22 protein-coding genes are annotated in these 25,837 nt (G+C 58.1%); 13 read left to right on the top strand and 9 right to left on the bottom strand.

The genetic code is table 11. From position 1 onward, the window contains the following. Positions 1 to 41: 41 nt before the first annotated feature. Positions 42 to 1,013, bottom strand: a complete 972-nt coding sequence (gene fmt, locus J8G15_RS16300) for a methionyl-tRNA formyltransferase (RefSeq protein WP_210543425.1) — start codon at positions 1,011 to 1,013, stop codon at positions 42 to 44. Further along, positions 1,010 to 1,519: a peptide deformylase gene (gene def, locus J8G15_RS16295; protein WP_210543424.1), complete on the bottom strand. Its 510-nt coding sequence runs from the start codon at positions 1,517 to 1,519 to the stop codon at positions 1,010 to 1,012. The genes fmt and def overlap by 4 nt, the downstream gene beginning before the upstream one ends. A gap of 242 nt (positions 1,520 to 1,761) precedes the next feature. Here def and J8G15_RS16290 point away from each other — a divergent pair, with 242 nt between their 5' ends. The 3 genes from J8G15_RS16290 (at position 1,762) to J8G15_RS16280 (ending at position 4,805) form a co-directional block, all read left to right on the top strand. After that, positions 1,762 to 2,982 carry a LysM peptidoglycan-binding domain-containing protein gene (locus J8G15_RS16290; RefSeq protein ID WP_210543421.1) on the top strand — a complete coding sequence of 407 codons (1,221 nt, stop codon included), beginning with the start codon at positions 1,762 to 1,764 and terminating at the stop codon, positions 2,980 to 2,982. A gap of 6 nt (positions 2,983 to 2,988) precedes the next feature. Next, entirely contained in the window at positions 2,989 to 4,215 is a 1,227-nt protein-coding gene (gene dprA / locus J8G15_RS16285) for a DNA-processing protein DprA (protein WP_210543419.1), read from the top strand. Positions 4,216 to 4,292: 77 nt separating this feature from the next. Continuing rightward, the gene (locus J8G15_RS16280; protein ID WP_210543417.1) at positions 4,293 to 4,805 is read left to right on the top strand and encodes a DUF494 family protein; all 513 of its coding nucleotides are present in this window, start codon (positions 4,293 to 4,295) and stop codon (positions 4,803 to 4,805) included. Between the two features lie 11 nt (positions 4,806 to 4,816). On the opposite strand, the gene J8G15_RS16275 is transcribed toward J8G15_RS16280, so the two are convergent. The 5 genes from J8G15_RS16275 to J8G15_RS16255 all read right to left on the bottom strand — a co-directional run bounded on the left by J8G15_RS16275 (position 4,817) and on the right by J8G15_RS16255 (position 14,358). Further along, on the bottom strand, positions 4,817 to 7,357 hold the full coding sequence (locus J8G15_RS16275) for a DUF1631 family protein (RefSeq protein WP_210543416.1): 2,541 nt from the start codon (positions 7,355 to 7,357) through the stop codon (positions 4,817 to 4,819). Between the two features lie 57 nt (positions 7,358 to 7,414). Further along, positions 7,415 to 8,368, bottom strand: coding sequence for a protein translocase subunit SecF (gene secF, locus J8G15_RS16270; RefSeq protein ID WP_210543415.1), 954 nt, complete (start codon positions 8,366 to 8,368; stop codon positions 7,415 to 7,417). 10 nt (positions 8,369 to 8,378) lie between these two features. Beyond that, positions 8,379 to 10,259, bottom strand: a complete 1,881-nt coding sequence (secD, locus tag J8G15_RS16265) for a protein translocase subunit SecD (protein ID WP_210543414.1) — start codon at positions 10,257 to 10,259, stop codon at positions 8,379 to 8,381. A 36-nt stretch (positions 10,260 to 10,295) separates the two neighbouring features. Next, on the bottom strand, positions 10,296 to 10,631 hold the full coding sequence (gene yajC / locus J8G15_RS16260) for a preprotein translocase subunit YajC (RefSeq protein WP_210543413.1): 336 nt from the start codon (positions 10,629 to 10,631) through the stop codon (positions 10,296 to 10,298). A 121-nt stretch (positions 10,632 to 10,752) separates the two neighbouring features. Beyond that, entirely contained in the window at positions 10,753 to 14,358 is a 3,606-nt protein-coding gene (locus tag J8G15_RS16255) for an indolepyruvate ferredoxin oxidoreductase family protein (RefSeq protein WP_210543412.1), read from the bottom strand. 194 nt (positions 14,359 to 14,552) lie between these two features. On the opposite strand from J8G15_RS16255, the gene J8G15_RS16250 reads away from it, so the two are divergent. From J8G15_RS16250 to J8G15_RS16210, 9 genes are all read left to right on the top strand, one after another. Further along, a complete protein-coding gene (locus J8G15_RS16250) occupies positions 14,553 to 15,029 on the top strand; it encodes an Lrp/AsnC family transcriptional regulator (protein ID WP_210543411.1) in 477 nt (158 codons plus the stop codon). Between the two features lie 234 nt (positions 15,030 to 15,263). Continuing rightward, positions 15,264 to 16,565, top strand: a complete 1,302-nt coding sequence (locus J8G15_RS16245) for a sugar ABC transporter substrate-binding protein (RefSeq protein WP_210543410.1) — start codon at positions 15,264 to 15,266, stop codon at positions 16,563 to 16,565. 170 nt (positions 16,566 to 16,735) lie between these two features. Next, the gene (locus J8G15_RS16240; protein ID WP_210543409.1) at positions 16,736 to 17,596 is read left to right on the top strand and encodes a carbohydrate ABC transporter permease; all 861 of its coding nucleotides are present in this window, start codon (positions 16,736 to 16,738) and stop codon (positions 17,594 to 17,596) included. 9 nt (positions 17,597 to 17,605) lie between these two features. After that, the gene (locus J8G15_RS16235) at positions 17,606 to 18,436 is read left to right on the top strand and encodes a carbohydrate ABC transporter permease (RefSeq protein WP_210543407.1); all 831 of its coding nucleotides are present in this window, start codon (positions 17,606 to 17,608) and stop codon (positions 18,434 to 18,436) included. Between the two features lie 96 nt (positions 18,437 to 18,532). After that, a complete protein-coding gene (locus J8G15_RS16230) occupies positions 18,533 to 19,594 on the top strand; it encodes an ABC transporter ATP-binding protein (protein WP_210543405.1) in 1,062 nt (353 codons plus the stop codon). A 26-nt stretch (positions 19,595 to 19,620) separates the two neighbouring features. Beyond that, positions 19,621 to 21,048 (top strand): D-arabinitol 4-dehydrogenase, encoded by a 1,428-nt coding sequence (gene dalD, locus J8G15_RS16225; protein ID WP_210543403.1) that lies wholly within the window; start codon positions 19,621 to 19,623, stop codon positions 21,046 to 21,048. After that, on the top strand, positions 21,045 to 21,842 hold the full coding sequence (locus J8G15_RS16220; RefSeq protein ID WP_210543401.1) for an L-iditol 2-dehydrogenase: 798 nt from the start codon (positions 21,045 to 21,047) through the stop codon (positions 21,840 to 21,842). The genes dalD and J8G15_RS16220 overlap by 4 nt, the downstream gene beginning before the upstream one ends. Positions 21,843 to 21,880: 38 nt before the next feature. After that, positions 21,881 to 22,804 (top strand): AraC family transcriptional regulator, encoded by a 924-nt coding sequence (locus tag J8G15_RS16215; protein WP_210543399.1) that lies wholly within the window; start codon positions 21,881 to 21,883, stop codon positions 22,802 to 22,804. 137 nt (positions 22,805 to 22,941) lie between these two features. After that, entirely contained in the window at positions 22,942 to 23,487 is a 546-nt protein-coding gene (locus J8G15_RS16210) for a hypothetical protein (RefSeq protein ID WP_210543397.1), read from the top strand. Here the strand turns inward: J8G15_RS16210 and J8G15_RS16205 are convergent. Together J8G15_RS16205 and J8G15_RS16200 are read right to left on the bottom strand one after the other, a co-directional pair. Next, the gene (locus J8G15_RS16205) at positions 23,484 to 24,440 is read right to left on the bottom strand and encodes a chemotaxis protein (protein WP_240538337.1); all 957 of its coding nucleotides are present in this window, start codon (positions 24,438 to 24,440) and stop codon (positions 23,484 to 23,486) included. The two genes, J8G15_RS16210 and J8G15_RS16205, sit on opposite strands and share 4 nt — an antisense overlap. Positions 24,441 to 24,488: 48 nt before the next feature. Continuing rightward, positions 24,489 to 25,721, bottom strand: coding sequence for a murein transglycosylase A (locus J8G15_RS16200; protein ID WP_240538576.1), 1,233 nt, complete (start codon positions 25,719 to 25,721; stop codon positions 24,489 to 24,491). On the opposite strand from J8G15_RS16200, the gene J8G15_RS21660 reads away from it, so the two are divergent. Further along, positions 25,654 to 25,824 (top strand): hypothetical protein, encoded by a 171-nt coding sequence (locus J8G15_RS21660; RefSeq protein ID WP_240538336.1) that lies wholly within the window; start codon positions 25,654 to 25,656, stop codon positions 25,822 to 25,824. The genes J8G15_RS16200 and J8G15_RS21660 overlap by 68 nt on opposite strands. Positions 25,825 to 25,837 lie beyond the last annotated feature (13 nt).

Raw genomic sequence — 25,837 nt, 5'->3', positions numbered from 1 at the left:
GGCAAACTCCGGGTGTTGGTAATTGATGCGCTTGAAGAACACTAATTGGCCCGCGGCTCAAACACTTGCCCGGCCTGTACGTCAAAGCCACGCAGAAAGTCCGCCACACCGAGTCGTTTACCGCCAGGGCGCTGTAAGGCCGTTAAAACTACTATCGAATTCATAGCTGCTACTGTAATTCCATCGGGGGCTACAGCCATAACTTGTCCAAAATCGACATCCCCGGGAGGTCGGCCGGGCTCAACCTGTGCCGACCAGACTTTGAGGGGCTCTCCGTTCAGCGTGGCGCAGGCGGCTGGAAACGGGTTGAAGGCGCGCACTCGGCGCACAATCACGTCGGCTGACTGCGTCCAGTCGACCGCGGCTTCGGACTTGTCAATTTTGTGAGCATAAGTCACGCCAACCTCGTCCTGCTTGACGGGTACCAAGGCGCCGCGCTCGGCCAGCGCCAAAGCGTCCACCATCAGGCGCCCACCCAACTCGGCAAGCGTGTCGTGCAGCGTGGCGGTGGTGTCGGCAGCGTTAATGGGCACAGCGGCCACCAACAACATGTCGCCCGTATCCAGGCCGGCATCCATTTGCATGATGGTGATGCCGGTTTGCGCGTCACCCGCCTCGATGGCGCGGTGAATCGGCGCGGCGCCGCGCCACCGGGGCAGCAGAGAGCCATGAATATTGAAGCAACCCAACCGTGGCAGGTCAAGCACCCACTGGGGCAGGATCAATCCGTAGGCGGCAACCACCATCGCATCGGCCTTGGCAGCCAGCATGTCTTCACGGGCTGCAATCGCATCATCGGCAAACTTGCCGTCCAGGCGCAGACTTCTGGGCTGCGCGACCTGAATGGCATGATCGAGTGCAAACTGCTTGACGGCCGAGGCCTGCAACTTCAAGCCGCGACCGGCGGGGCGGTCTGGCTGGCTGAGCACCAACGCAATTTCATGGCCAGCAGCGTGTAACTGGGCTAACGCGACCCGGGCAAATTCTGGCGTACCGGCAAAGATCAGCCTCAAGCGCGCTCCTCGCGCAGGACTTTGAGCATTTTCTTTTTGATTCGGTCCCGCTTCATAGGAGACAGATACTCGACGAATACCTTGCCCATGAGGTGGTCCATTTCATGCTGAATACAGACGGCAAGCAAGCCGTCGGCCTCGACAATCCGGGTTTTGCCGTCACCATCCATCGCGCTGACCTTGACTTCATCAAAGCGCTTCACGCCGTCATAGATACCGGGAACCGACAGGCAACCCTCTTCGTTCAGGTGCGTCGCCTCGCTGGTCCAGACCAACTCGGGGTTGATCAACACCAGAGGCTCGTCCCGCTCTTCAGACACGTCAATCACAATGAGTCGTTCGTGCACATCGACCTGTGTTGCCGCCAGCCCGATGCCTTTGGCGTCGTACATGGTGTCGAGCATATCGGCAATTAAGGCCCTCACGCGCGTGTCAACGGCAGCGACGGGGCTGGCAACGGTGTGCAACTTGGGATCAGGAAAGCAAAGAATGGGTAATAACGCCATGATTTTTCGGGAAGTGGGGGGCCCAATGCTGACTGTCAGTCAATCACGAGCGCCGCAAAGGTTCTAATATGTCTCTATTTTCGCCACTTTTAGGCCAAGCCGTGGCGGGTGCGGACAGAAAGCGTTGCCGAATCAAGGGCTTGAGCGCAAAATCGTGCGTGAATTGTCAAGAATTTATCGTCGCGGCTCGCCCTCAGGCCGTTCACCAAACCGATTAAAACGCATTTGAAATGCAACAAGATATGACACAACTCATGATGGCCAAGTCCAAGGCAGCCATGGCCGCAGCGGCCCTACTCTCTGGCGCCATGGTGCTGCCTTTCTCGGTGTCTGCCCAGGATTTTCCCATCACGGCGGGTCAAAAGGCAACTGCCGCCCAAGTCGCAGAGACTGGTGTGCCCCTGAGCGAAATCAGTGCCAACGCGCCGGATGAGTACACCGTGAAACGGGGTGACACCTTGTGGTCTATTTCCGGGCTTTTTTTGAAGCGCCCCTGGCGCTGGCCTGAGCTATGGGGCATGAACCTGCAGGACATCAAAAACCCGCACCTGATCTACCCTGGGCAAAAACTGTATTTGGATCGAAAAGATGGTCGTGCCAGCTTGCGTACCCGGCAGTCCGCCAATGGCGAGATCCCGACGGACACTATTCGTCTGTCGCCACGGACCCGCTACGAAAGCCTCGCCAACGACGCGTTGCCCACACTGAACAGTCAGTACATTGAGGCGTTTCTGGCTGAGCCGGTGATCGTGGACGAAAACGGACTTAACTCGGCGCCCCGCATTGTGGCGGCCCAAGAAGGCCGGGTGCTTCTGACCCAGGGCGATCGTGCTTATGCACGCGGCCCGTCTGACGCCACATTGGTCGACGACACCACGAAAAAACAAAAGACATACCGCATATTTCGCAATGCCACCCCTTTGAAAGATCCAGTGACAGGCGAGGTTCTTGGCTATGAAGCCCAGTATGTCGGCAAAGCGCTCCTCGCACGCGGCGAATCCACGCTGGAGTCCGTGGACAAAGAGGGCAAAGTCCGTATCGACATCGTGCCAGCGACGATCGACATCATTGCCGCCAAAGAGGAAATGCGGGTGGGAGATCGCCTGCTGCCTGAGCCCGAGCTACAGTTGCTGAGCTATGTCCCGCGCGCGCCGGAGGGCAAGGTGGATGGCCGCATTGTCTCGGTGTATGGAAGTGCCGTTGCCAATGCTGCACAAAACCAGGTGGTCGTGGTCAACCTGGGAACCCGGGATGGCATCGAAAGTGGCCATGTCATGGCCATCATGAAGGACGGTGCCCGCCTGATTGACAAAACGGATCCCGCGCGCACGGCGCTGAAGTTGCCTGATGAGCGCAATGGTTTGCTCATGGTCTTTCGCCCCTTCGAGAAACTGTCTTACGCGCTGGTTCTGGATATCACTGACGGCGTGAAAATTGGGGATCGCCTGACCGATCCGCGCTAGGCCGCTGTGGATCGCGACGAACTCGGTGGATGGCTTCGGCTGTCGCTGACTCGAGGGGTCGGCAACGATAGTGCCCGCAAACTGCTGGCGGCATTTGGCTTGCCTGCGTCCATCTTTGGCCAGCCCTTGGCAGCCCTGCAGCAGGCCGTCAGCACCGCGCAGTCCAACGCGCTGCGCGAAGAACCGGTTGAACTGGCTCCCCTGCTGGAGACGACCTGGACTTGGCTGAATGACCGCAGCCGAGGCGCCCCCAGGCGGCAAATCGTCGTGCTGGGGGATTCAGACTACCCGCCGTCGTTGCTGACGATGGAAGACCCGCCGCTGATGCTGTATTTGCTGGGGGCGGGATTTTTTGGGTCAAATAGTGCCCTACCCGAAGAGGGACCTGCACAAGCCACTACAAAATCAATAGCAAACATGCTATCAGACCGCGCCTTGCTCAGCTTGGCCATGGTGGGCAGTCGAAATCCCACCCCGCAAGGGGCGGCCAATGCCCGGCAGTTCGCCAAGGCTTTTGCTCAGGCAGGGTTGACTGTGGTGTCGGGCTTGGCCTTGGGCATTGACGGCGCTGCCCACGAAGGCGCTCTTGACGGTCACGCCTCGAACAGCCCTGACCTGGCGACGGTCGCAGTTGTCGGCACCGGTCTGGACCGGGTCTACCCCAAAGCCCACCGTGACCTGGCCCATCGGATTGCCCAACACGGGGTGTTGCTGAGTGAATACCCACTGGGAACGCCGCCACTGACCGCGAATTTCCCCAAGCGCAATCGACTGATCGCCGGGCTTTCGCAAGGCACACTGGTCGTTGAGGCGGCCATGAAGTCCGGTTCACTGATCACGGCGCGATTGACCGTGGAGCAAGGCAAAGAGGTCTTCGCCATCCCGGGCTCTATTCACTCCACCCAATCACGGGGGTGTCACTCGCTGATCAAGCAAGGGGCCAAACTGGTTGAATCCGCGATGGATGTGCTGGAGGAGATGAAACTGGACCCTAGTCAGGGGACAAACCGGCCTCGACAGGCCGACGACGATGACACAGACATTGACGCCCCTTCGGGCACAAACACACCCCTTTTGAAGGGCCTTGGATTTGACCCAGTCAGTTTGGACGCTTTGCAGGCAAGAACCGGCCTGGACACCGCCAGCCTTCAGGCTGAATTGATGACATTGGAGCTAGATGGCTTGGTCACCCGACTGCCGGGCGGACTGTTTCAGCGCCTGATCACGGCTTAACGCCGGAAATGCACCGCAAATCCGACCCAAGGCACAGTTAGCTGCATTTGGATCTCGATTCGCGCTATATTGGCTCCATGTTTGAAGTGCTTGTTTTCGTATTTGAAAATTACTGGCGCGGGGATGCCTGCCCCGAGTTGGCGCATCTGGAGCGCAAACTGAATACGGTTGGATTCGACTCCGAGGAGATACAAGATGCCTTGGTGTGGCTGAAGGAGCTCAACTTGGCAGCTAGCGGACGTCAACAACCCGCGAATTCAAGCCGAGATGAGCCCGTCTCTGCGACCGCGGTGAGCCCTCATTTTTTCAACCAGTCACCCAACACCATGCGGGTGTATTCTGCCGCTGAGCAGTTGCGTTTGAGTACCGAGTCCCTGGGTTTCATTACCTTCCTGGAAAACTCGAAAGTTCTGACACCGCATATGCGGGAAATTGTGATTGATCGAGCGATGGCCGCCAGCGCAGAGCATGTTCCGCTCGACGACCTCAAGATCATCGTTCTCATGATTTTTTGGAGTCTAGGCAAAGAACCTGACGCACTGGTTCTAGACGAACTGTGCGAATCTGGCGTCGAGCGCGTTGCGCACTAGCGCCAACTCGTTTAGCTGAGCAATCGCTCTGGATTTGCTTCCAATTTGACCAGTGCATCGCGGGTCGCCCGCACTGTCAGGGTTTCCTCTTCCTGCGGCAGCAACAGCCCAGCCTGCAGGTAAGCGGCCAGACGGCCGGCCTGAATCAAATAACTGCGCCCATCAGTAGAGGCCAATAACTGCAAGTGCTTGCGCTCACTGCGCCAAAGAAGCTGCACCTGAATCACACGGTCGTTGTGGTCCAGGGTGAACCAGGAACCCAATTGCAATTCGTTCGCCCACGCCATCATGGCCGCATTGGGTAGCGACCCCCCGCTGGACACGACCACGATGGTGGAAGCGTCAATGCCCAACATCAATTCAATGCTTTCAGCGTCCAGTGGCAGGTCACCCATGCCATCCTCGCTGACAAAATCCTCAAGTCGCTCCAAGCGCTCTGCCATCGCATTGATCTGCTCGGCGGGGATGGCCTGCGTCTTGGACATGAAGGCATCGGCCAGCGTGTCACTCACCACCTTGATGTGCCCGTCCTGCGCCGACGGCGCCAAACCCAGCATGCCCATTCCCGAGCGAAGCTTTTGCAATAATTTTGGCAAGTCTTGAATCACTCGCGCACGGTCGGCCCGGTTGGGCTTGGCGCTGGCGGCCCAAACCAGGTCCGTCGCCAATTTTTTCAGCTCCAGTGTCTCAGCATGTCGCGGGCCCTTGCGCACGGCCGACACTGCCAGTACTTCTGCCCAGATCTTGAACAAAAATTGCCGAATCTCGTCTCGAACAGGCATGTCCTTGAGCATGTTGCGCATCTCAATCGTGTACTGAATCGCCAACGTTTCTTTTTGCTCGACCTGTTGGGCGACACTCACCACTTTTTTGGTTGCGTCAGAGCCTATTAAAAATTTTGACAAAAACTTTTGAAACTCATCGTATACCAGCTGATAGACGCGCTTTCCGGTTTCAGGGTACTGCTCAATTACTTGAACCACACGCTTGATTTCGGCCTGCAGGACGCTGCTATTGACACTGTTGTCGTCAAAACCCATGACACAGGAGCCCATGCGATCGATCAATTGCCGGGCTGGATGATTCAAGGTGCTAAAGAAGTCAGGCTCTGCCAGTGCGACACGTAGCACCGGCATTTGAAGACGCGCAAACCAGACCCTGACACCAGGCGGAATTCGATCTTCCTGAAGAATGGCTTGAAACATCAGTGCCACGATTTCAATAATGGCTTTTTCGTTCTTTGTTTCAGCTTTGCGTTTTAGCTCATTAGTGGTGCGCCGCAACTCAACCGCAACCTGGGCGACCCCGGCAGGACTGAAGTCCTCCATGACAGTGTCCCCACCGGCGTATTCCACCGCTGGTCTTGGCTGGTAGGCTATCGCCGCCGCCAGGGCCGGCGACGGCAGCGCTTGAACTTCGGTGTCAAAGTTTGCATCCGCCGACCCCACCAACAAGCGCTTCAGTTGACCCATCACACCCAGCGCGCGACTGCGGGCTCGAGCCAACGGCGTGCTGGAGGTCATCATGCGTGTCTCGTCCGACGCACCGCCGTAACCAGAGGATGGCCGACCGCCTCTCTGGGGACCTGATTCGGAGGCTGGCTGGGCCGACACACTGTCACTACCCGAAAAGCCCGCACTCGTTGCGGGCGGCGTCGCAGAGGCTCTTTCATTGCCCCAACCCAAACGCCCTCCAAAAGCGTTTGAGCGAGGGGCCGACAGCTCACCCATTCGCGATGGCAGTGGCGCCATGGGTGAATTCGACCCAGTGGAATTGCCAGGTTGCTGGCGATTGCTGCCACCCTGGACGCCGGGTTGGTTAAAGCCGCCATTTTCCGAGTTTGGCGACAATGGGGCCGACTCTGAAGTCGGCCCCACCGAAGTGGGTCGCAGCGGCGCTGATGCAGATACACGCTTGACTCGTGTCTCCGCCTCGATGATCGGCATCACCCCTTGCTCAATCAAAAACTGATTACTTAGGACGTAGACCTGCTTCAGGCACTCCACCAGCAATTTATGAGCCACGTCATTTACAACTGCCCAACCCTCGCGTGGCAAGCCAGCCATGCTCCATTGCTCAATCACTGCAAGCAACAATGTGTCTGGGCGTAGGACGTCATGAACGGCTAGCTCTGACGAGTTCTCCAGGTACTTGACCCGCACACCAAGATCACTGACATCCTTGCTGGAACGCTCCATCAAACCCTGCACCAGTCGGGAAACCAGAATCCTGTTTTCAACCACCTCGGTGCCAATCAACTCAAACTCCTCGCCGGGCTCCTTCTTTGGGGCGGCAACGACAGGCTGCAACGACTGTTGCCACGCAGCTTCAACCCGCTCTTTCCAGGCGTTCCGTTCGCGTTGAAACACAGTCCAAGCATCCCTGCGAAGCTGCATTTCCCGCGATGGGACCGCTTCGCTCATGGCAGCAACGAGGCGCTCATCAATGGCGACAATCAATGCAGGCAGTACTTTCCTCGCCTCAGCAATCAGGCGATTGCGCACCTCTCGTGCCAAACGAACTCGCTGAACAGTAGAAATTGGGGACGCCATGAGTCAAATTCTAGGAGACTTCCCGCCAGCCGTCACGCGCCGGCACGGAGTAAGAAATCAAACCGTCGCGCCAGCGTTCGGGTCGTTGGGATCTTCGTCTTTCCTGGGCGTGTTTTTAATCAGGTCTTCGCGTTGAATTCCCAACCACATGGCTACGGCAGCAGCGACAAAAACCGACGAATAAATGCCAAACAGAATTCCGATAGTCAACGCCAAGGCGAAATAGTGCAAGGTGGCGCCACCAAAGAGCAACATCGACAGGACCATCAATTGCGTCGATCCGTGGGTGATGATGGTTCGACTTATGGTCGAAGTGATTGCGCTGTTGATTACTTCCTCGCTATTCATCTTGCGATAACGACGGAAATTTTCACGAATACGGTCAAAAATAACAACCGACTCGTTCACTGAATAGCCAAGCACCGCCAGCACGGCAGCCAACACCGGCAGTGAAAACTCCCATTGGAAGAACGCAAAAAAACCGAGGATGATGATGACGTCGTGCAAGTTGGCGATGATCGCGGCCACCGCAAACTTCCACTCAAATCGAATGGCCAAGTAGAGCATGATGCCGATAATCACAAAGGCCAGCGCTTTGAGACCGTCAATCGCGAGTTCATCACCCACCTGAGGCCCCACAAACTCACTTCGCCGCATGGAAACACCGGCGTCGTCCGCCTTGAGGGCCGCCAAAACCGTCACGCTTTGCTGCGCGGAGCTGACGCCTTTTTGCACCGGCAGCCGAATCAGAACGTCACTGGCGGTACCGAAGTTCTGAACCTGAACGTCCTGCAGCCCCAACTTGGAAATCACACTGCGAACGCTGTTCAAATCAGCAGGTTGTGAGTAACTCACCTCCATCAACGTCCCGCCTGTGAACTCCACGGAAAGGTGTAACCCACGCGAAAACAAGAAAAACACTGCGGCCAGAAACGTGATGAACGAGACAGCATTGAGGACCAGTGCATGCCGCATGAACGGAATGTCACGTTTAATTCTAAAAAATTCCATCTTGAACCTCTTAGTTTGACTCGAGTTGAGTCGAAGACTCCGGGCGCCAAATCGTTCCGATTGACACACTTTTCAGTTTTTTCTTGCGGCCATACCAGGCGTTGACCAAGCCTCGGGAGAAGAAGACGCTGGAGAACATGCTGGTCAAAATGCCCAACACGTGAACCACCGCAAATCCACGCACGGGACCGGAGCCAAACGCCAGCAATGCCATGCCCGCGATCAATGTGGTGACGTTGGAATCCAAAATGGTGGCCCAAGCCCGGTCGTAGCCCGTATTGATCGCGGCCTGAGGTGACGCACCTGAGCGCAACTCCTCACGAACCCGCTCATTGATGAGTACGTTGGCGTCAATCGCCATACCTAACACCAGCGCCATCGCGGCCATTCCCGGCAGCGTCAGTGTGGCCTGCAGCATGGAAAGAATCGCGACCAGCAACAACAAATTGAAGCCAAGCGCAATGCTTGAAAACACGCCAAACAGCATGTAGTACAGGCACATGAACACCGCGACGGCCACAAAGCCCCAAGTCACGCTGTCAAAGCCTTTGGCAATATTTTCAGCACCCAAGCTTGGGCCAATGGTGGTCTCTTCGATGATCTCCATGGGCGCGGCAAGTGAGCCGGCACGCAGAAGCAGCGCTGTATCCGTGGCTTCCACCGAGGTCATGCTGCCGGAAATCTGTACTCGGCCCCCACTGATCTCAGAACGGATCACCGGTGCGGTCACTACCTCACCCTTGCCTTTTTCAAACAACAAAATCGCCATGCGTTTGCCAATGCTCTCCCGAGTGACATCTCGGAAGATGCGGGCACCCTTGGCATCCAAGGTCAAATTGACCACGGCTTCGCTGGTCTGACTGTCAAAACCAGGCTGCGCATCAGTCAGGTTCTCACCGGTCAAAATGACTTGCTTCTTGACGATGACGACCTGCCCCCGACGCTCCAGAAAGCGCTCGGAGCCGAACGGAACGGGGCCAGTGCCACTTTCAGCGGCGCGGGCTTCGCTGCTTTCATCAACCATGCGGACTTCCAGCGTGGCGGTGCGACCCAAAATATCCTTGGCCTTGGCGGTGTCTTGCACGCCAGGCAGTTGAACCACGATCCGGTCCAGCCCTTGCTGCTGGATCACCGGCTCGGCGACGCCCAGCTCGTTGATCCGGTTGTGAAGCGTGGTGATGTTTTGCTTGAGGGACTGATCTTGTACCCGACGAGCGGCTTCCGGCTTGATAGAGGCCGTCAGCTTGAACTCGGAGCCGTCTGCGGAATCCACGGTTTGCAAGTCAGCAAACTGGTCCTGAATCAGGTTTTTGGCTGCATCCCGGGTAGCCACGTCACGAAACCGGATTTCGATCAGTTGGCCTTCGCGGTTGATACCGCTGTGACGCACGTTCTTTTCACGCAACGTAGTGCGAATATCACCCGCGAGGGACTCAGCCTTTTTGGTCAGCGCGGCCTGCATGTCCACTTGCAACATGAAGTGAACGCCACCGCGCAAATCCAAGCCCAAGTACATGGGAAAGGCATGCAAAGCAGTCAACCAGGTGGGGGAACGAGACAGGAGGTTCAACGCCACCACGTAGCCTGAACTTTCAGCATCCGGGTTCAACGCTTTCTGAAGCGCATCTTTGGCTTTCAGCTGCGTATCAGTAGTGTCAAAGCGGGCTTTGATGGAAGTACCATCCAGTGCGACCAGGTCAGAGTTGATGCCCGCAGACACCAAGGCTTCCTGCACTCGCACCAAAGTGGAACCGTCCACTTTGGTTGTGACTTTGGCAGATGACACCTGAACTGCAGGCGACTCCCCGAAAAAATTGGGAAGTGTGTAAACGACACCGATGACCATCGCGACCACGATGACCGCGTACTTCCATATTGGATAACGATTCATGATCGCGCTTCTACCTAGTCTTGAAGGGTTGACGAATTACTTGATGCTGCCTTTTGGCAAAACTTGCACCACAGCACTGCGCTGCATCTGAACCTCTACGCCTGCAGCGACTTCCAGAGTGATGTTGCCTTCGCCCAGCTTGGTGACCTTGCCCAGCATGCCGCCGCCAGTCACGATCTCGTCGCCTTTCGCCAATGCGTCAATCATGGCGCGGTGCTCTTTCTGCTTTTTCATTTGGGGGCGAATCATCACGAAATACAGCACCACAAACATCAAAATTAGTGGCAGCATGCTCATGAGCGAAGACTGCAGGCCACCACCGGCTTCAGCAGCGGCAGGGGCGGTTTGGGCAAAGGCGGAAGAAATAAACACGGCTAACTCCAGAATAATGAATCAGGAAAACAAGGCACAGCGCCTGTCCCTCACGCCAAGGCGCAAGAAACAGGCAACTCGTCATTGTATGCGGGGCCCCATTGGGCCCTGTCCGTCGAACTTAAGCGGCTTTGTCAGCGACCAAAGGGCGACGAAACTGGGCCAGTTTGGCCTCCCAATTCTGGCGTGCCGCCTTCAGATGGCGTGCTTTGACATGACCGAAACCCCTGATTTGCTCAGGGATACGGGCCACATCCAGCGCATTTTGATAGCGCACAGCGGCTTGCGCTGACGGCACTGACAAGGCCAGGGCAGCGACCACCTCGTCCATGCTGGTTCGGTACTCGGCAATCAAGGCGCGTTCCTGAATCCGTTCCTCGGATTTCCCAAATACGTCCCAGGTCGTGCCGCGCAAGCCCTTGAGGCGGGCCAACACTTTGAACCCAGTCAACATGACGGGGCCGAACTTTTGCTTTTGCAACTCTCCCTTGTCGTTTTTCTTGGCCAGCAAGGGCGGGGCCAAGTGATAGTTCAGCTTGTAATCGCCTTCAAACGACGCGGCAACCCTGTCGTGGAATGCCCGGTCGGTGTGCAAACGGGCCACCTCGTACTCGTCCTTGTACGCCATGAGCTTGAACAGGTAACGCGCCACGGCCTCCGTCAAAGCCAATCGCTTGTCGCCGGCAGCCTGGTCAGCCGCGCGCACTTTTTGCACAAAATCTTGGTAGGTCTGAGCGTAGGCGGCATTTTGGTAAGCCGTCAGAAACTCGACTCGCTTGGCCACCATCTCGTCCAAAGAGGTGCGCCTGGTAAATGCTACGACCTGACCGGGATTCAGGATCTTGTCGAAGGCAGTTGCGTCATGGGCCGCACGACGTCCCCACTCGAAGGCAGCCTTGTTCTGGTCCACCGCGACGGCGTTCAGTTCGATGGCGCGCTGCAATGACACATGCGACAGCGGAATCCATCCTTTTTGCCAGGCGTAACCCAGCATCATGGGGTTGGTGTAAATGCTGTCCCCCATTAGCTGGTTGGCAGCCGCGTCGGCGTTGAACACGCCCACACCGTCAAGACCCACGGCCTTCACAACATCGCTGACACAGGCGTCGGCCGGGTTTTCCCAGTTGGCATTGGTCACAAATGCTGCTGTGGGAATCGCATGGGAGTTGAGCGCCACGTGAGTGCGCCCTGCCCGCATGCGCATCGCCGTTTCCTTGCCGGCAACCACAATGGGGTCGCAGCCAATGATCAGGTCGGCGGCTGCCATGCTGACGCGGGTGGTTCGAATGGCGTCCTGACCCTCAGCAATCAACACATGACTCCAGGTTGCGCCACCTTTTTGCGCCAAGCCCCCCGCGTCTTGAGTGACAACACCTTTGCCCTCCAAGTGAGCGGCCACACCCAATAGCTGACCAATCGTGATTACCCCTGTGCCGCCCACGCCAGCCACAATGATTCCCCACACCGCGCCGTCGACGGAGCCTGGGCTGGGGATTTGGGGCAGGGGCAACTGCCCCAGTTCAAACGGCGATACACCCTTGCCTTTGGCCTTTTTCTTCAACGTACCGCCTTCGACGGTGACGAAACTGGGGCAAAACCCCTTGGTGCAGGAGTAATCCTTGTTGCAAGTGCTCTGGTTGATGGTGCGCTTGCGGCCAAACTCGGTTTCCAGCGGCTCCACGCTCAGGCAGTTGCTTTGCACGCCGCAATCGCCACAACCTTCACAGACCAACTCATTGATCAACACGCGCTTGGCGGGGTCTACCAGGCTGCCCCGCTTGCGGCGGCGGCGTTTCTCGGTCGCGCAAGTCTGGTCGTAAATGATGACCGTCGTTCCCTTGATCTCGCGGAATTCGCGCTGAACCCGGTCCAGCTCGTCCCGGTGCTCAATGGCAATACCTTCGGGCAGGCCCTTGATGCCGGCGTATTTTTCGGGTTCATCTGTGACGACTATGATTTTGATAGCGCCCTCCGCCCGCATTGATTGGGCGATCTGCACAACAGAGTGACCTTCTGGCCGCTCTCCGACCTGCTGCCCACCCGTCATGGCAACGGCATCGTTGTAGAGAATTTTGTAGGTGATGTTGACGCCAGCGGCGATGCTCTGGCGAACGGCCAGCAAGCCGCTGTGAAAGTAAGTGCCGTCGCCCAGGTTGGCGAAGATGTGCTGGTCGTGGCTGAATGGCTGTTGCCCCACCCAAGGCACGCCCTCGCCGCCCATTTGGGTGAAGCCCTCGGTCGCGCGATCCATCCAGATGGTCATGAAGTGGCAGCCAATGCCGGCCATGGCCCGCGAGCCGTCTGGCACCTTGGTGGAGGTGTTGTGCGGGCAACCCGAACAAAACCAGGGTTGCCGATCAGCCTTCAGCTCAATGACCGACATGGCGCGCTCTTTGGCGTCCAGAATCGCCAGCTGTGTGTCGATGCGGGCACTGATCGCGTCGGGAATACCCAGTTTTTTAAGCCGCTGCGCAATGGCGCGGGCGATGAGCGCAGGGGATAAATCCGCATTGGCGCGCAAGAGCGTGTTCGCCGTCGGATTCGAGTTGGACCACTCCCCCCCACTGAATTCACCCTCGCCTTCGTTGAACTTGCCCAGCACATTGGGGCGCACATCCGCGCGCCAGTTGTACAACTCCTCCTTGAGCTGGTACTCAATGACCTGGCGCTTTTCTTCAATGACCAAAATCTCTTGCAAGCCTGTCGCAAACTCGCGAGTCAACTGCGCCTCCAGCGGCCACACCACCCCCACCTTGTGCAGGCGCACGCCCACTTGCTGGCAGGTGGCGTCGTCCAGCCCCAGATCCATCAGCGCTTGACGCGTGTCGTTGTAGGCTTTGCCGCTGGCAATCAAGCCCAGGCGGTCATTCGGGCCTTCGATGACGCTGTAGTTCAGGCGGTTGGCACGGATATACGCCAGAGCCGCATACCACTTGTAGTGAAACAGTCGAGCCTCTTGCTCCAGCGCGTGGTCTGGCCAGCGAATGTGCAGGCCGCCCGGCGGCATCTCAAAGTCAGTGGGAATCTTGATTTGCACCCGGTTCGGGTCAATCATCACCGTCGCGCTGGACTCGACGATTTCCTGAATCGTCTTCATTCCGGACCAAACGCCCGAAAAACGACTCAGTGCAAACGCGTGAATGCCCAGGTCCAATATTTCCTGCACGGTGGCAGGGAAAAACACCGGGGAACCGCAGGCTTTGAAAATATGGTCGCTCTGGTGCGCGGCGGTTGAGCTTTTGGAGATGTGGTCATCCCCCGCTACGGCAATCACACCGCCCCACTCGGTGGTGCCCGCCATGTTGGCGTGTTTGAACACATCGCTGCAACGGTCCACCCCCGGGCCCTTGCCGTACCAGATGCCAAACACCCCATCAAACTTGTTGCTCCCTGGCGGTGCAAATCCCAGTTGCTGAGTGCCCCAGATTGCCGTGGCGGCCAACTCTTCGTTCACACCAGGTTGAAAAATGATGTTCTGGGTTTTCAGGTATTTCTCTGCCTTGACCAGGGCTTGGTCATAGCCACCCAAGGGAGAACCCCGGTAACCGCTGACAAATCCGGCCGTGTTCTTGCCGATTTGCTGATCACGCACCCGTTGCAACATGGGCAACTTGACCAGGGCCTGCACCCCACTCATGAAGGCCAGTCCGTGGTCGAGGGCGTATTTGTCGTCAAGCGTCACGGTTTCAAGCGATTTGCGAATGTGATCGGGCAGGGGTGCATTCATGGTGTGAGTCTCCGGGTGCAGGTGAAATACCGGGTGAAGCGCCTTGTGGGCGTCGAGTTTTCTAAGGCGCCAATGAGTCTATGGCCGCCTCATTGTGAGTCCGAAAGTGTAGGCCCGTCACACTGATATGTCTTTGCGTTCTTTGCTCGAATCAGGCTACCATTTGAAAGAATCTTGCTTAAAAAGTCTACGAAATGAACATACTCGACAAATTTGACTGGGCGATTCTGATTGAATTGCAAATTGAAGGGCGCCTGAGCAATGCCGACCTGAGCGCACGAGTGGGTCTGAGCGCCGCCCCCTGTTGGCGACGGGTTCGGCGTTTGGAGGAGGCCGGGTTTATCAAGGGTTATCGGGCAGAAATTGATCGTCACAAAATTGGATTGGGCGTGTTGGCGTTTGTGCGACTGGACGCCGACAGCAACTCGGGCGACGTGCTAAGAAGTCTGGAGGAAGCCATCCGTGCCATTCCCGAGATCGTGAGCTGCCACTACATCAGCGGCACGGGTACTTTTGAGTTGCAAGTGGTCAGCCGCGACCTCAACAGCTTCAGCCAGTTTGCCCGCGAGGTGTTGATCAACCTGCCCCATGTAAAAGACCTCCACACCAGCTTCTCTCTGGGTGAAGTCAAGGCCAGTAGCGTCCTGCCACTCGGCCCCATGGCGTCCTGAGGGCGCATTTTGTTGGGTCTCGGGGTTACGCCCCGTAACACCCAGGTACGCAAATGACAAATATAGGGGTAAGTCCCAGTCTATACATGCATCAGAGTACTATTTTTACCAATTTCAGTACCAACCGCGAAAGAGAGGATCAGTAACCTTCAAGGTGTCAATGCTGGGAACGCAATCCCGCACTGAACGTCGCACCCTAAATATCCATCAAGGAGACAATCGATGAAATCGAAAATGAAACTTTCCCTGGCAGCCTCACTGGTTCTGGCCCTCTGCGGCACAGCCCAAGCAGCGACTGAACTCGTCATCGCCACCGTCAACAACGGTCACATGGTCGAAATGCAGAAACTCAGCAGCAACTTTGAAAAAGCCAACCCCGACATCACGCTCAAGTGGGTTACGCTGGAAGAAGGTGTTCTGCGCCAGCGCGTCACCACCGACATTGCCACCAAAGGCGGCCAATTCGACATCATGACCATCGGCATGTACGAAGCGCCGATCTGGGGCAAAAAAGGTTGGCTGAAAGAAATCAAAGGCGATGCCGCCTATGACATCGACGACATCTTGCCCGCCATGCGCAATGGCCTAAGCGTAGACGGCAAAATGTACGCTGCCCCCTTCTACGGCGAGAGCTCCATGCTCATGTACCGCAAAGACTTGACCGACAAGGCCGGCATCACCATCCCAGAGCGTCCTACCTGGACCCAGGTGCGTGACGCAGCCGCCAAGATCCACGATCCAAAGAACGGCGTGTACGGCATCTGCCTGCGCGGCAAGCCAGGCTGGGGCGACAACATGGCCTTCGTCACAACCATGGCCAACGCCTTCGGCGGACAGCTGTTCGACATGAAGTGGAAGCCACAGTTCGACAGCAAGCCTTGGCACGACGCCGTCACGTTCTACGTTGACATGCTGACCAAGTACGGCCCACCCGGCTCTGCTGCCAACAGCTTCAACGAAATCCTGGCCCTGACCAATACGGGCAAGTGCGGTATGTGGGTGGACGCAACGATCGCAGCATCTTTCGTGAGCGACCCCAAGCAATCCAAAGTGGCCGACCAGATGGCCTTTGCACAAGCGCCTACCCAGGTGACCGCCAAGGGTTCCAACTGGTTGTGGGCATGGGCTTTGGCCGTGCCATCGGGCTCCAAGAAAGTGGACGCTGCACAGAAGTTCGTGACTTGGGCAACTTCCAAGGATTACATCGAGCTGGTGGCAAAAACCAATGGCTGGGCCGCTGTGCCCACCGGTACGCGCAAGTCGACCTACGCAAACCCTGAGTTTGTGAAGGCCGCCCGCTTCGCTCCGGCCGAGAAGATGGCCATCGATTCGGCCAACCCGAACGACGCCACCTTGCCTAAGAGCCCCTATGTCGGCGTGCAGTTCGCTGCCATCCCTGAGTTCCAGGCGATCGGTACCGAAGTGGGCCAGCAGTTGAGCGCAGCGCTGGCAGGCCAGAAGACGGTTGATGAAGCGTTGAAGGCAGCCCAGGTGGCCGCCGAGCGTCAGATGAAGAAGGCGGGCTACTACAAGTAAGCAGCCCGGGCACCAACACTGGTGCCAGATAGGCACCCAGACTTCGCACCGCGCGGAGTCTGGGCCCCACACGCTCAACCAAACCCGTTCTAGGCCTGTGTTGAGCGGCTAATTCGCCGGAGCGCGCAGCGCGCACTCCCTATTCTTCGGGATCGTTTCGAGAACTCCCCATGAACCGCACACTCCCCCGATTGCTGATGGCCCCGGCCGTGAGCACGCTCTACCTCTGGATGATCGTGCCGCTGGTGATGACCATCTATTTCTCCCTTATCCAGTTCAACCTGCTGAACCCGGACCAATCCGCCTTCATTGGCCTGGAGAACTACGAATACTTCGTGACCGACCCGTCTTTCGGGGCGGCCATCATGAATACTTTGCTGCTGCTGGGCAGCGTCATCGGCATTACCGTGGTCTTCGGTGTGCTCATCGCCTTGCTGATCAACGAGCCGCTGGCCGGTCGCGGCCTGGTGCGCATTCTGCTGATCTCGCCCTTCTTCGTCATGCCCACGGTCAACGCCTTGCTGTGGAAGAACATGATGATGAACCCCATTTACGGGGTGTTGGCGCAGGTCTGGATTTTCTTCGGCGCCACCCCAATTGACTGGCTGACTGAGGTGCCGCTGTTCTCCATCATTCTGATGGTGTCCTGGCAATGGTTGCCCTTTGCCACACTGATTTTCATGACGGCGCTGCAAAGCATGGACCGCGAACAGTTGGAGGCCTCGCGCATGGACGGCGCCAACTTCTTCCAACAGTTCCGCTACCTCTACGTCCCCCACCTGGGCCGCTCGGTGGCCGTTGTGGTGATGATCGAACTCATCTTCTTGCTCAGTGTATTTGCCGAGATTTACACCACCACCGGGGGTGGCCCGGGCGATGCGAGCACCAACATCGCTTACCTGATCTTTAAACAGGCCCTGCTGAATTTCGATGCAGGCGTGGCCTCGGCCGGCGCACTGTTCGCGGTCGTACTCGCCAACATCGTGGGGATTTTCATGATCCGCATGGTCGGCAAAAACCTGGACAAGTGAGGAACCCCCATGGCACGTCAATCTACCTACACACCGGACTACGCCGTTCGCACCGTGGCCGCCTGGGGCGTCGCGCTCCTGCTTTTCTTCCCGCTCGGTTGGCTCATCCTGACCTCGTTCAAGACCGAGCTGCAAGCCATTGCGGTGCCGCCCAAGTTGTTCTTCAGCCCCACGCTGGAGAATTTTCACGAAGTCAATGAGCGCAGTGACTACCTGCGGTACGCATGGAACTCGGTGCTGACCAGCGTGGTCTCCACCGTCATCGGACTGATGATCGCCGCCCCGGCCGCCTACGCCATGGCGTTCTTCAAGGGCAAGCACGACAAAGACATCCTGATGTGGATGCTGTCGACCAAAATGATGCCCGCCGTGGGTGCGCTGGTGCCGGTTTATGTGCTGGCCCAAAAGAGCCACCTGCTGGACAACCCCATTGCCTTGATCATCGTGTTCACCCTGTCCAACCTGCCCATCATGGTCTGGATGCTGTATTCGCAGTTCAAAGAGATCCCCCGCGAGATTCTGGAAGCCGCACGCATGGACGGCGCCACACTCTGGCAGGAAGCGCGCCTGGTGCTGTTGCCACTGGCCATGGGCAGCTTGGCCTCCACCGGACTCTTGACCCTGGTGCTCTCCTGGAACGAGGCGTTCTGGAGCCTGAACCTGACGGCCGCCAACGGTGGCACGCTGGCCACGCTGATTGCCGGTTACTCCAGCCCTGAAGGCCTGTTCTGGTCCAAGCTGTCTGCCGCTTCATTCCTGGCCATCGCACCCATCGTGGTCTTCGGATGGTTCAGCCAGAAGCAACTGGTGCAGGGACTGACCTTTGGCGCCGTGAAGTAATTGCCCTACACCTGCCGCGCGTGGCGCGGCAGCCTCGAATCAGACATCGCTGCTGTTGCGGCGTATTGCTAAACAAACCTTATTGAGACTGAAACCATGTCATACCTTCAACTCCAAGGCATCGAAAAGTTCTTCGGTGATCACCGCGCCATCAAAGGCATCGATCTGGAAATCAAACCCGGCGAGTTCATTGTTTTTGTGGGCCCATCGGGCTGCGGCAAGTCCACGCTGCTTCGCCTGATCGCGGGCCTGGAACACATCGACGGTGGCAAGCTAACCCTGGAAGGGCGCGACATCACGCACATGCCATCCTCCAAGCGCGATCTGGCCATGGTGTTCCAGAGCTATGCGCTGTATCCGCACATGAGCGTGGCCGACAACATGAGCTTTGCGCTCAAACTCGCGGGTGCGCCCAAGGCCGAAATCGACGACAAGGTGAAGAAAGCTGCCGAAATCCTCGATCTCACGAAATATCTGGAGCGCACACCCAAGGACTTGTCGGGCGGCCAGCGTCAGCGCGTGGCCATTGGCCGGGCCATCGTGCGCGCGCCCAAGGTGTTTCTGTTTGACGAGCCTCTGTCCAACCTGGACGCAGCCCTTCGCGGCCAGACCCGTATCGAAATCGCCAAACTGCACCGCGATCTGGGCGCCACCACCGTGTACGTGACCCACGACCAGGTCGAGGCTATGACCCTGGCCGACCGCGTGGTGGTGCTGCGCGACGGCTTGATCGAGCAAGTGGGAACCCCACTGGAGCTGTATGACCGCCCGGCCAATCAGTTTGTGGCCCAGTTCATTGGCACGCCGCAAATGAACATGGTGCCCGTCGCCGACATTCCCGCCCTGGAAGCCGTGTGCGGCCTCAAAGTGGAAGCTGGCGGTTTTGTGGGCCTGCGCCCGGAGCACATCACCCTGTGCGCTCCCGATCAAGGGCTGCTGCAAGGCAAGGTTCAGTTGGTGGAAGCGCTGGGCGCAGAAACCTTGGTCTATGTCGGCACGCCCAAGGGGGGGCAACTGGTGTCTCGCCTCACAGAGCGGTGCAACCTGCATCCGGGCGACATCGTGGGGGTTCAAATTGACGCCGACGCGGCACACCTGTTTGACGCCAAAGGCCGCATCACCCGCACAGGTATGACCCGCAAAGCGGTGAGCCCTTAACCCTGATTGAAGAGACCCCATTTGCCATGTCCTTATCTGCCGCTTCTTCGACACCGCCCCTGACCCTGCTCCACCTGGGTTTGGGCTCTTTTCACCGCGCCCATCAGGCGGTCTACCTGCATGAACTGCAGCAAACGGGGGATCGTCGATGGGCCTTGGCGGGTGGCAACATCCGCGCCGACATGGCCGAGACCGTGGCGGCCTTGATCGAGCAGGATGGGGCGTACACGCTGGAGACCATCACGTCACAGGGAAAGCATGTCTACACGCGAATCACGTCGCTCCAAACTGTGGTTCCGTACGAGCCCAGTCTGAAAGGGCTGATCAGCATTGGCGCTGATGCGAACACCCGCATCATCTCCTTCACGGTGACTGAAGCAGGTTATTACCTGGACGACAAGAATCAGCTTGATCTGTCGTTCCCCGACCTCAGCGCTGACCTGGATGCGGCCCGCCAAGGACAAGTCGGCTCTACCATCTATGGTGCATTGACCGCGATTTTGCGTGCCCGCATGCACGCCAATGCGGGGCCAGTCACGCTGCTCAATTGCGACAACTTGCGCCACAACGGCGACCGCTCGCGCGGCGGCTTGTTGCAGTACATCACATTGTTAGGCGACGCCGCATTGCTGGATTGGGTCAAGTCCCACACCAGCAGTCCCAATGCCATGGTCGACCGTATCACCCCACGCCCCACCCAGGCCGTGCGGGACCGGGTGCTGGCCGCCACCGGCGTGGACGACCCGGCCGCGCTGATGGGAGAGAGCTTCATTCAATGGGTCATCGAAGACAACTTCATCGCCGGACGCCCCGCGTGGGAGACGGTTGGGGTGGAGATGGTCAAGGCCGTTCAGCCCTACGAAGAAGCCAAAATTCGAGTCCTCAACGCGACCCACAGTGGCATCGCCTGGGCGGGAACGCTGGTTGGCTATGAATTTATCCACGAGGGAACCCTTGATCCGATGATTCGCCAATTGGCCTTCGACTACGTGACGGACGATGTCATGCCCGTGCTGGACACGCCCGAGCATCCCTGCCCCCTTGACCTCGCCGCCTACCGTGACGTGGTGCTGGACCGATTCAGCAACCCAGCCATCCTGGACACCAACCAGCGCGTGGTGATGGACGGTTTCAGCAAGATTCCCGGTTTTATTGCCCCCACCATTCGAGAGCGTCTGGCCCGTGGCGAGTCGATTGCCAGCGTGGCCATACTGCCCGCGCTTTTCTTGGCTTACCTGCAACGCTGGCACGCGGGCTTGATTCCGTACACCTACCAAGACCAGGCCATGGACCCAGCCGTCGGCCACGCCATTTGTGAAGCGCCTGATCCGGTAGCCGCCCTGTGCGCCGACGCTTCTCTTTGGGGCGAATTGGCCGGCGACACCCGCTTGCTGGCATCGATTCGAACCGCTTTCTCACAAGTCACTCAATTAACCCAACGCACTACGCCATGAATACGCTCCTTCTTCCCCGCCTGAAAGACAAACATGCTGTGCTGACCGGCGCAGCAGGAGGGATTGGACTCGCCGTCACGGCTGCATTTCTGAGCCATGGCGCCCATTGCACCGTCGCAGACCGAGGCGAGCAGCCAACGCCTGAGCTCGCCACGTTGATGGCCGCCCACCCCGACACGCTTCAGTATGTGGCAACCGATGTCACTCAACTGGAAGAAGTCGACGCGCTGATCAAAGCGGCTCAACGTCGGTTTGGCCCCATCACCACACTCTTCAACAACGCTGCGGTGTTTGACATGGCACCGCTGCTTGACAGCGATGAGGCCATGTATAACAAGCTGTTCTCGGTGAATGTCAAAGGCGCTTTCTTTGTCATGCAGAAGGTGCTGGCCCAGATGGTGGACAACCAGGTCAAAGGGTCGGTCATCAACATGGCCTCCCAGGCCGGGCGCCGGGGCGAGGCTTTGGTCTCGCACTACTGCGCCAGCAAGGCGGCCATCATCAGCTACACCCAAAGTGCGGCACTCGCCATGGCGCCGCAAGGCATTCGGGTCAACGGCATTGCGCCCGGCGTGATCGACACGCCCATGTGGCAGCATGTCGACGCCCTGTTCGCCCGCCATGAAAATCTGCCCTTGGGCGAAAAAAAGAAACGCGTGGGCGAGGCGGTGCCGATGGGCTATATGGGCACGCCTGCCGATATTTGCGGGGCGGCGGTGTTTCTGGCAAGCAACGAGGCGGCCTACATCACGGCGCAAACCCTCAATGTCGATGGTGGCAGCGTCATGTCCTGACGTGACCCTGCCCCGGTTTCACCTACCATTGCCGCACCATGTCTACCCTGCCCCGTCAACTCAAACCTGAACTGGAGCACGAGTACGTTCGCTCCACGGAGCTGGGCTATGAGCCGGCCAATGAAACCGGCATCATTCGTTGCCTGTCCCACGGCTACCCGACACCGCTGGCGCGCTGGCACCACCATGACGAATACGAACTGCACCTGATCACGGCGACCTCGGGCAAAGTGTTCGTGGGCGACTGGATTGGCCAGTTTCAACCCGGCCAACTGGTGCTAACCGGGCCGCGCCTGCCGCACAACTGGGTCAGCATGGATGTACCGGAAGGCGGCGTGGAAGAGCGCGACCTGGTGATTCAGTTTCCCCGCGCACCTATCGAGCTGGCCAGCCAGCAAATTCCCGAACTGCGTGACATCATGCCCCTGCTGGAGCGCTCCCGCCATGGCATCGAGTTTTTTGACATGTTCCCGCAAGCGTCTGCGCACTGGCACAACGTGAAGAACGCCCATGGATTGGCCCGATTTGGCGCTTTTTGCGCGTTCCTGAGCGACCTAGTCCAATGCACTGACTACCGCATGCTGTCCAACGCCCCGCTGCAAAGCGTGGACAACGATGCGCAATTGGAGCAGATCAACGTCATCGTGAACAGCATTACAGAGAACCTGAGCGAATCCCAATCGGCTGCTGACATTGCTCGCGGATTGGGCATGAGCGAGAGTGGCTTCTCGCGGTTTTTCCGGCGCGCCACGGGCAATACCTTCACCGATTTCGTTAACCATGTGAGAGTCAACAGGGCCTGCCAGCTGCTCATGGAGACCGACCTCGGTATCGCGAATATTGGTTTTGAGGTGGGATTTAACAATATCGCCAACTTCAACCGCCGCTTCCTCAGTATCAAAGGCATGACCCCCAGTGAGTTTCGGCGGCAGGCTGCCAGCCGGTTTGGTCAAAAATCATGAGGGCAAGCACCTTGACAGCGATGAACCGATCCGCCTGCCTTTTATTTACGACTTTTCTCGCGATAGTCCCCGTATTACATGCGCAGCACGCTATTGATTCAGGAGCATCGTCAAACTTTTCTGGCAGCACCTTGCCGATGCGCAACCTGTCAATTGAAGTGCGCCAAGTCAGCTTGAATGACGCCAGTGGTACCAGCTTGAGCGTGCAGGGAGCGGCGCAGCTGACGCCTGGCAGGTCAGGCGTCCAGGTCGAGATTCAAGGCAACACCCGGCAAAGCACTCAGTCGGCCAACAGCCAGCAACAGGTTTTGGTACTCAATGGGCGGCCTGCCGCCATCGCGTTGCGAAACAGCGTGCCCATGCGTCTGGTGCAATCTGTCATCCACAACGGGTCCATGATCGTGGTGCCAGGCGTGGTGATCCTCGAGTCGGGTACCGGATTTAACGCGCTCCCGCGATGGGACGGCCGGGGGACGGTTGATCTGACTATTTCTGCGATGCAGGGCCAAGGGCGCTACCAGACCCAAACTGCCAGTACATCAACCATGGTCATGGTCGGTCTGGGCGAATGGGTGACTGTGGCCCAATCAGAGCAGCAATCCATTGGAACTTCAGCCGATGGGTCTGTGGACAGCAGGCAGACCACTGGCATCTTGGTGCAAGTTAAGGTAACAACGCGCTAGCGGTTGAGCACGCCTAACAAGGTGGACGCCAACTCTTCCGCCACAAACTTGGCCACATAAGCATCTGCACCCACGCTTTTCACATGGCTCTCATTCGTGCTTCCCGTCAAAGACGAGTGAATCACGACCGGCAACCCCTTGAACCGGGGGTCCTGCTTGATGGTCCGGGTGAGGGTAAAACCGTCCATCTCCGGCATCTCTAGGTCGGTCAGCACCAAGGCGACCTTGTCCCGAATGGTTTTGCCTTCAGATACGGCCTCGGCGGATAGGGCCTGCAGTCGATTCCAAGCCTCCTGGCCAGATTTGGTCATGATGAAAGGTACACCCATGGCTTTGAGGCCTTGTTCGATCATCAGTCGCGCCACTGCCGAATCATCTGCTGCCAGGATCACTGAACCCGGTGGCAAATGCACCTGGGGAACTTTTGATCCATCAGGAACTGCCAGATGATCCATCGGAAATACATCGCGTAAGATCTGCTCCACGTCCAGCACCTGAGCCAGTCGGGTGTTCTCTGCAGCGCCATCCAGACGGGCAATGCTGGTGACCAGCCCACCGCCGGAGCCTTCGGCCGACAGCACGTGCTTCCACTCCAGACGCACAATTTCGTTCACCTCTTCCACCGCAAAGGCTTGGGTCGTGCGTGCAAATTCAGTCACCAGCAAAATTCCCAGCCCTTTGGTGGGGTTGCAACCCACCAGCTTGGGCAGATTGATCACGGTGATCATCTGGCCCCGAATATTGGCCACACCCATCACGGACGGAGGCGAATTGGCCATTTCCGTGATCTCCGGCATGACCAGAATTTCGCGCACCTTGAACACATTGATTCCGAACATCTCACGGCGACCGCTGCCCGGTGCCTCGCCCAAACGAAACAACAGCAACTCAAACATGCTGTTGCTGGCTAGGTTGGTCCGCTCGTCAATTTCACGCATCGAAGAATTATTCATGGCTGTCCTGGCTCGTTAACTGAAAATCGCGACAGAGATTGGTGGCGGTCATCTTAGCTGCTTTGGCCAGAAAACCCACATTCGCAAGGACTGCTTGAGGCGCCCCGCCATCTCGCCCGCTTGCGGACCCCACCCTGCAAAGTAGTCAGCTCGAACCGCGCCCCGAATGGCACTGCCTGTGTCTTGTGCCAAAACCAGCTTCTGCAGCACCACCGTGGGACTGCTGGACGCCAGCCACACCGGCGTCCCATAGGGAATACTGGCAGGGTCAACGGCAATGGAGCGGCCGGGCGTGAGAGGAACGCCTTGTGCCCCACGGGGTCCAAATGCCATATCAAGATCGCTTAGTTTCTCTTCCTTGAAAAACACCATCCGAGGGTTGCTCCAGAGCATTTCCCCCAGTCGCTGGGGGTTCTGGGCGATCCAGGCCTTGATGCCTGGCCAAGTGGCGTCCCGAATAGCGCCCTGGTCCAGCAACCAGCGGCCCACACTCTTGTAGGGTTGGTCATTGGTGCCCGCATAGGCCAACCGCACCAGCCGCTGAGACCCGTCGTCTTCTGTCACCCGGATTCGACCCGAGCCCTGAATCTGCAACACCAGCGCGTCCACAGGGTCCGCCAAATAAACAATCTCACGGCCGCGCAGCGCTTGCTGCGCGGCCGGCAGCGTGTCCATCTCCTGGCGTGTGTACCAAGGCTTTCGTTGGCCCAAGTTCAATGGCGGTTGGTACAAGGGCACCTGATACCCGGGACGAGGTGTGCGGGTGGCCTCCAGCAAAGGCTCGAAATAGGCGGTCAACAAACCTTCAGTGGCTGCGCCATCGATCGGATCCACCCGATAGGGCTGAAGCCGGGTTCGCATCCATTGGCGCTGTGCGCTCGCCTCGCCAATGCTCAGACGGCGGACGTCCCCACACAAGGTGGCGAACACGGGTCCAGGGCGCTCGCAACTCTTGATCCACGCGTTCCAGGCTTCATGCAAGGCGTCTTCTTCAAACCCTGGCAATTCGGCCCAACGCACGGGCGTCCAACGGCTCTTGGCTTGAAGAATTTCGGCCGGCAAAGGGCCAATGTCCTCAGGCGCAGAGACAGGTAAAGGCGCGCTCACTGGTGCCGGCAGGGGCTCGACCACAGGAGGCTGAATGGGCGGGCTGCTGCAGGCCGCCAGCGTGCCTACAATCCAGCCCACACACAAGGTTCGAAGGAGTTTTTTCATGAGTTTGCTGTTGCTAGAGGCGTTCGGGGCCTTGGTGTTGCTGGTGTTGATTGTCTGGTGGACGATGTTCTCGGGGCGCCCTGGAGGCGAGCTTCCCCCTCCGGTTGACCCGCCGCCGCCGACCGAAATCGGCCACAAAGACAAGTCTGACGAAAAACCCAGCCCCTGACGACTCGCCATTC

It is taken from the genome of Rhodoferax sp. PAMC 29310 (assembly GCF_017948265.1).
Taxonomy (GTDB): domain Bacteria; phylum Pseudomonadota; class Gammaproteobacteria; order Burkholderiales; family Burkholderiaceae_C; genus Rhodoferax.
Note: the sequence above shows the minus strand (reverse complement) of the source record. Positions and strands in the feature narration are given on the sequence as shown.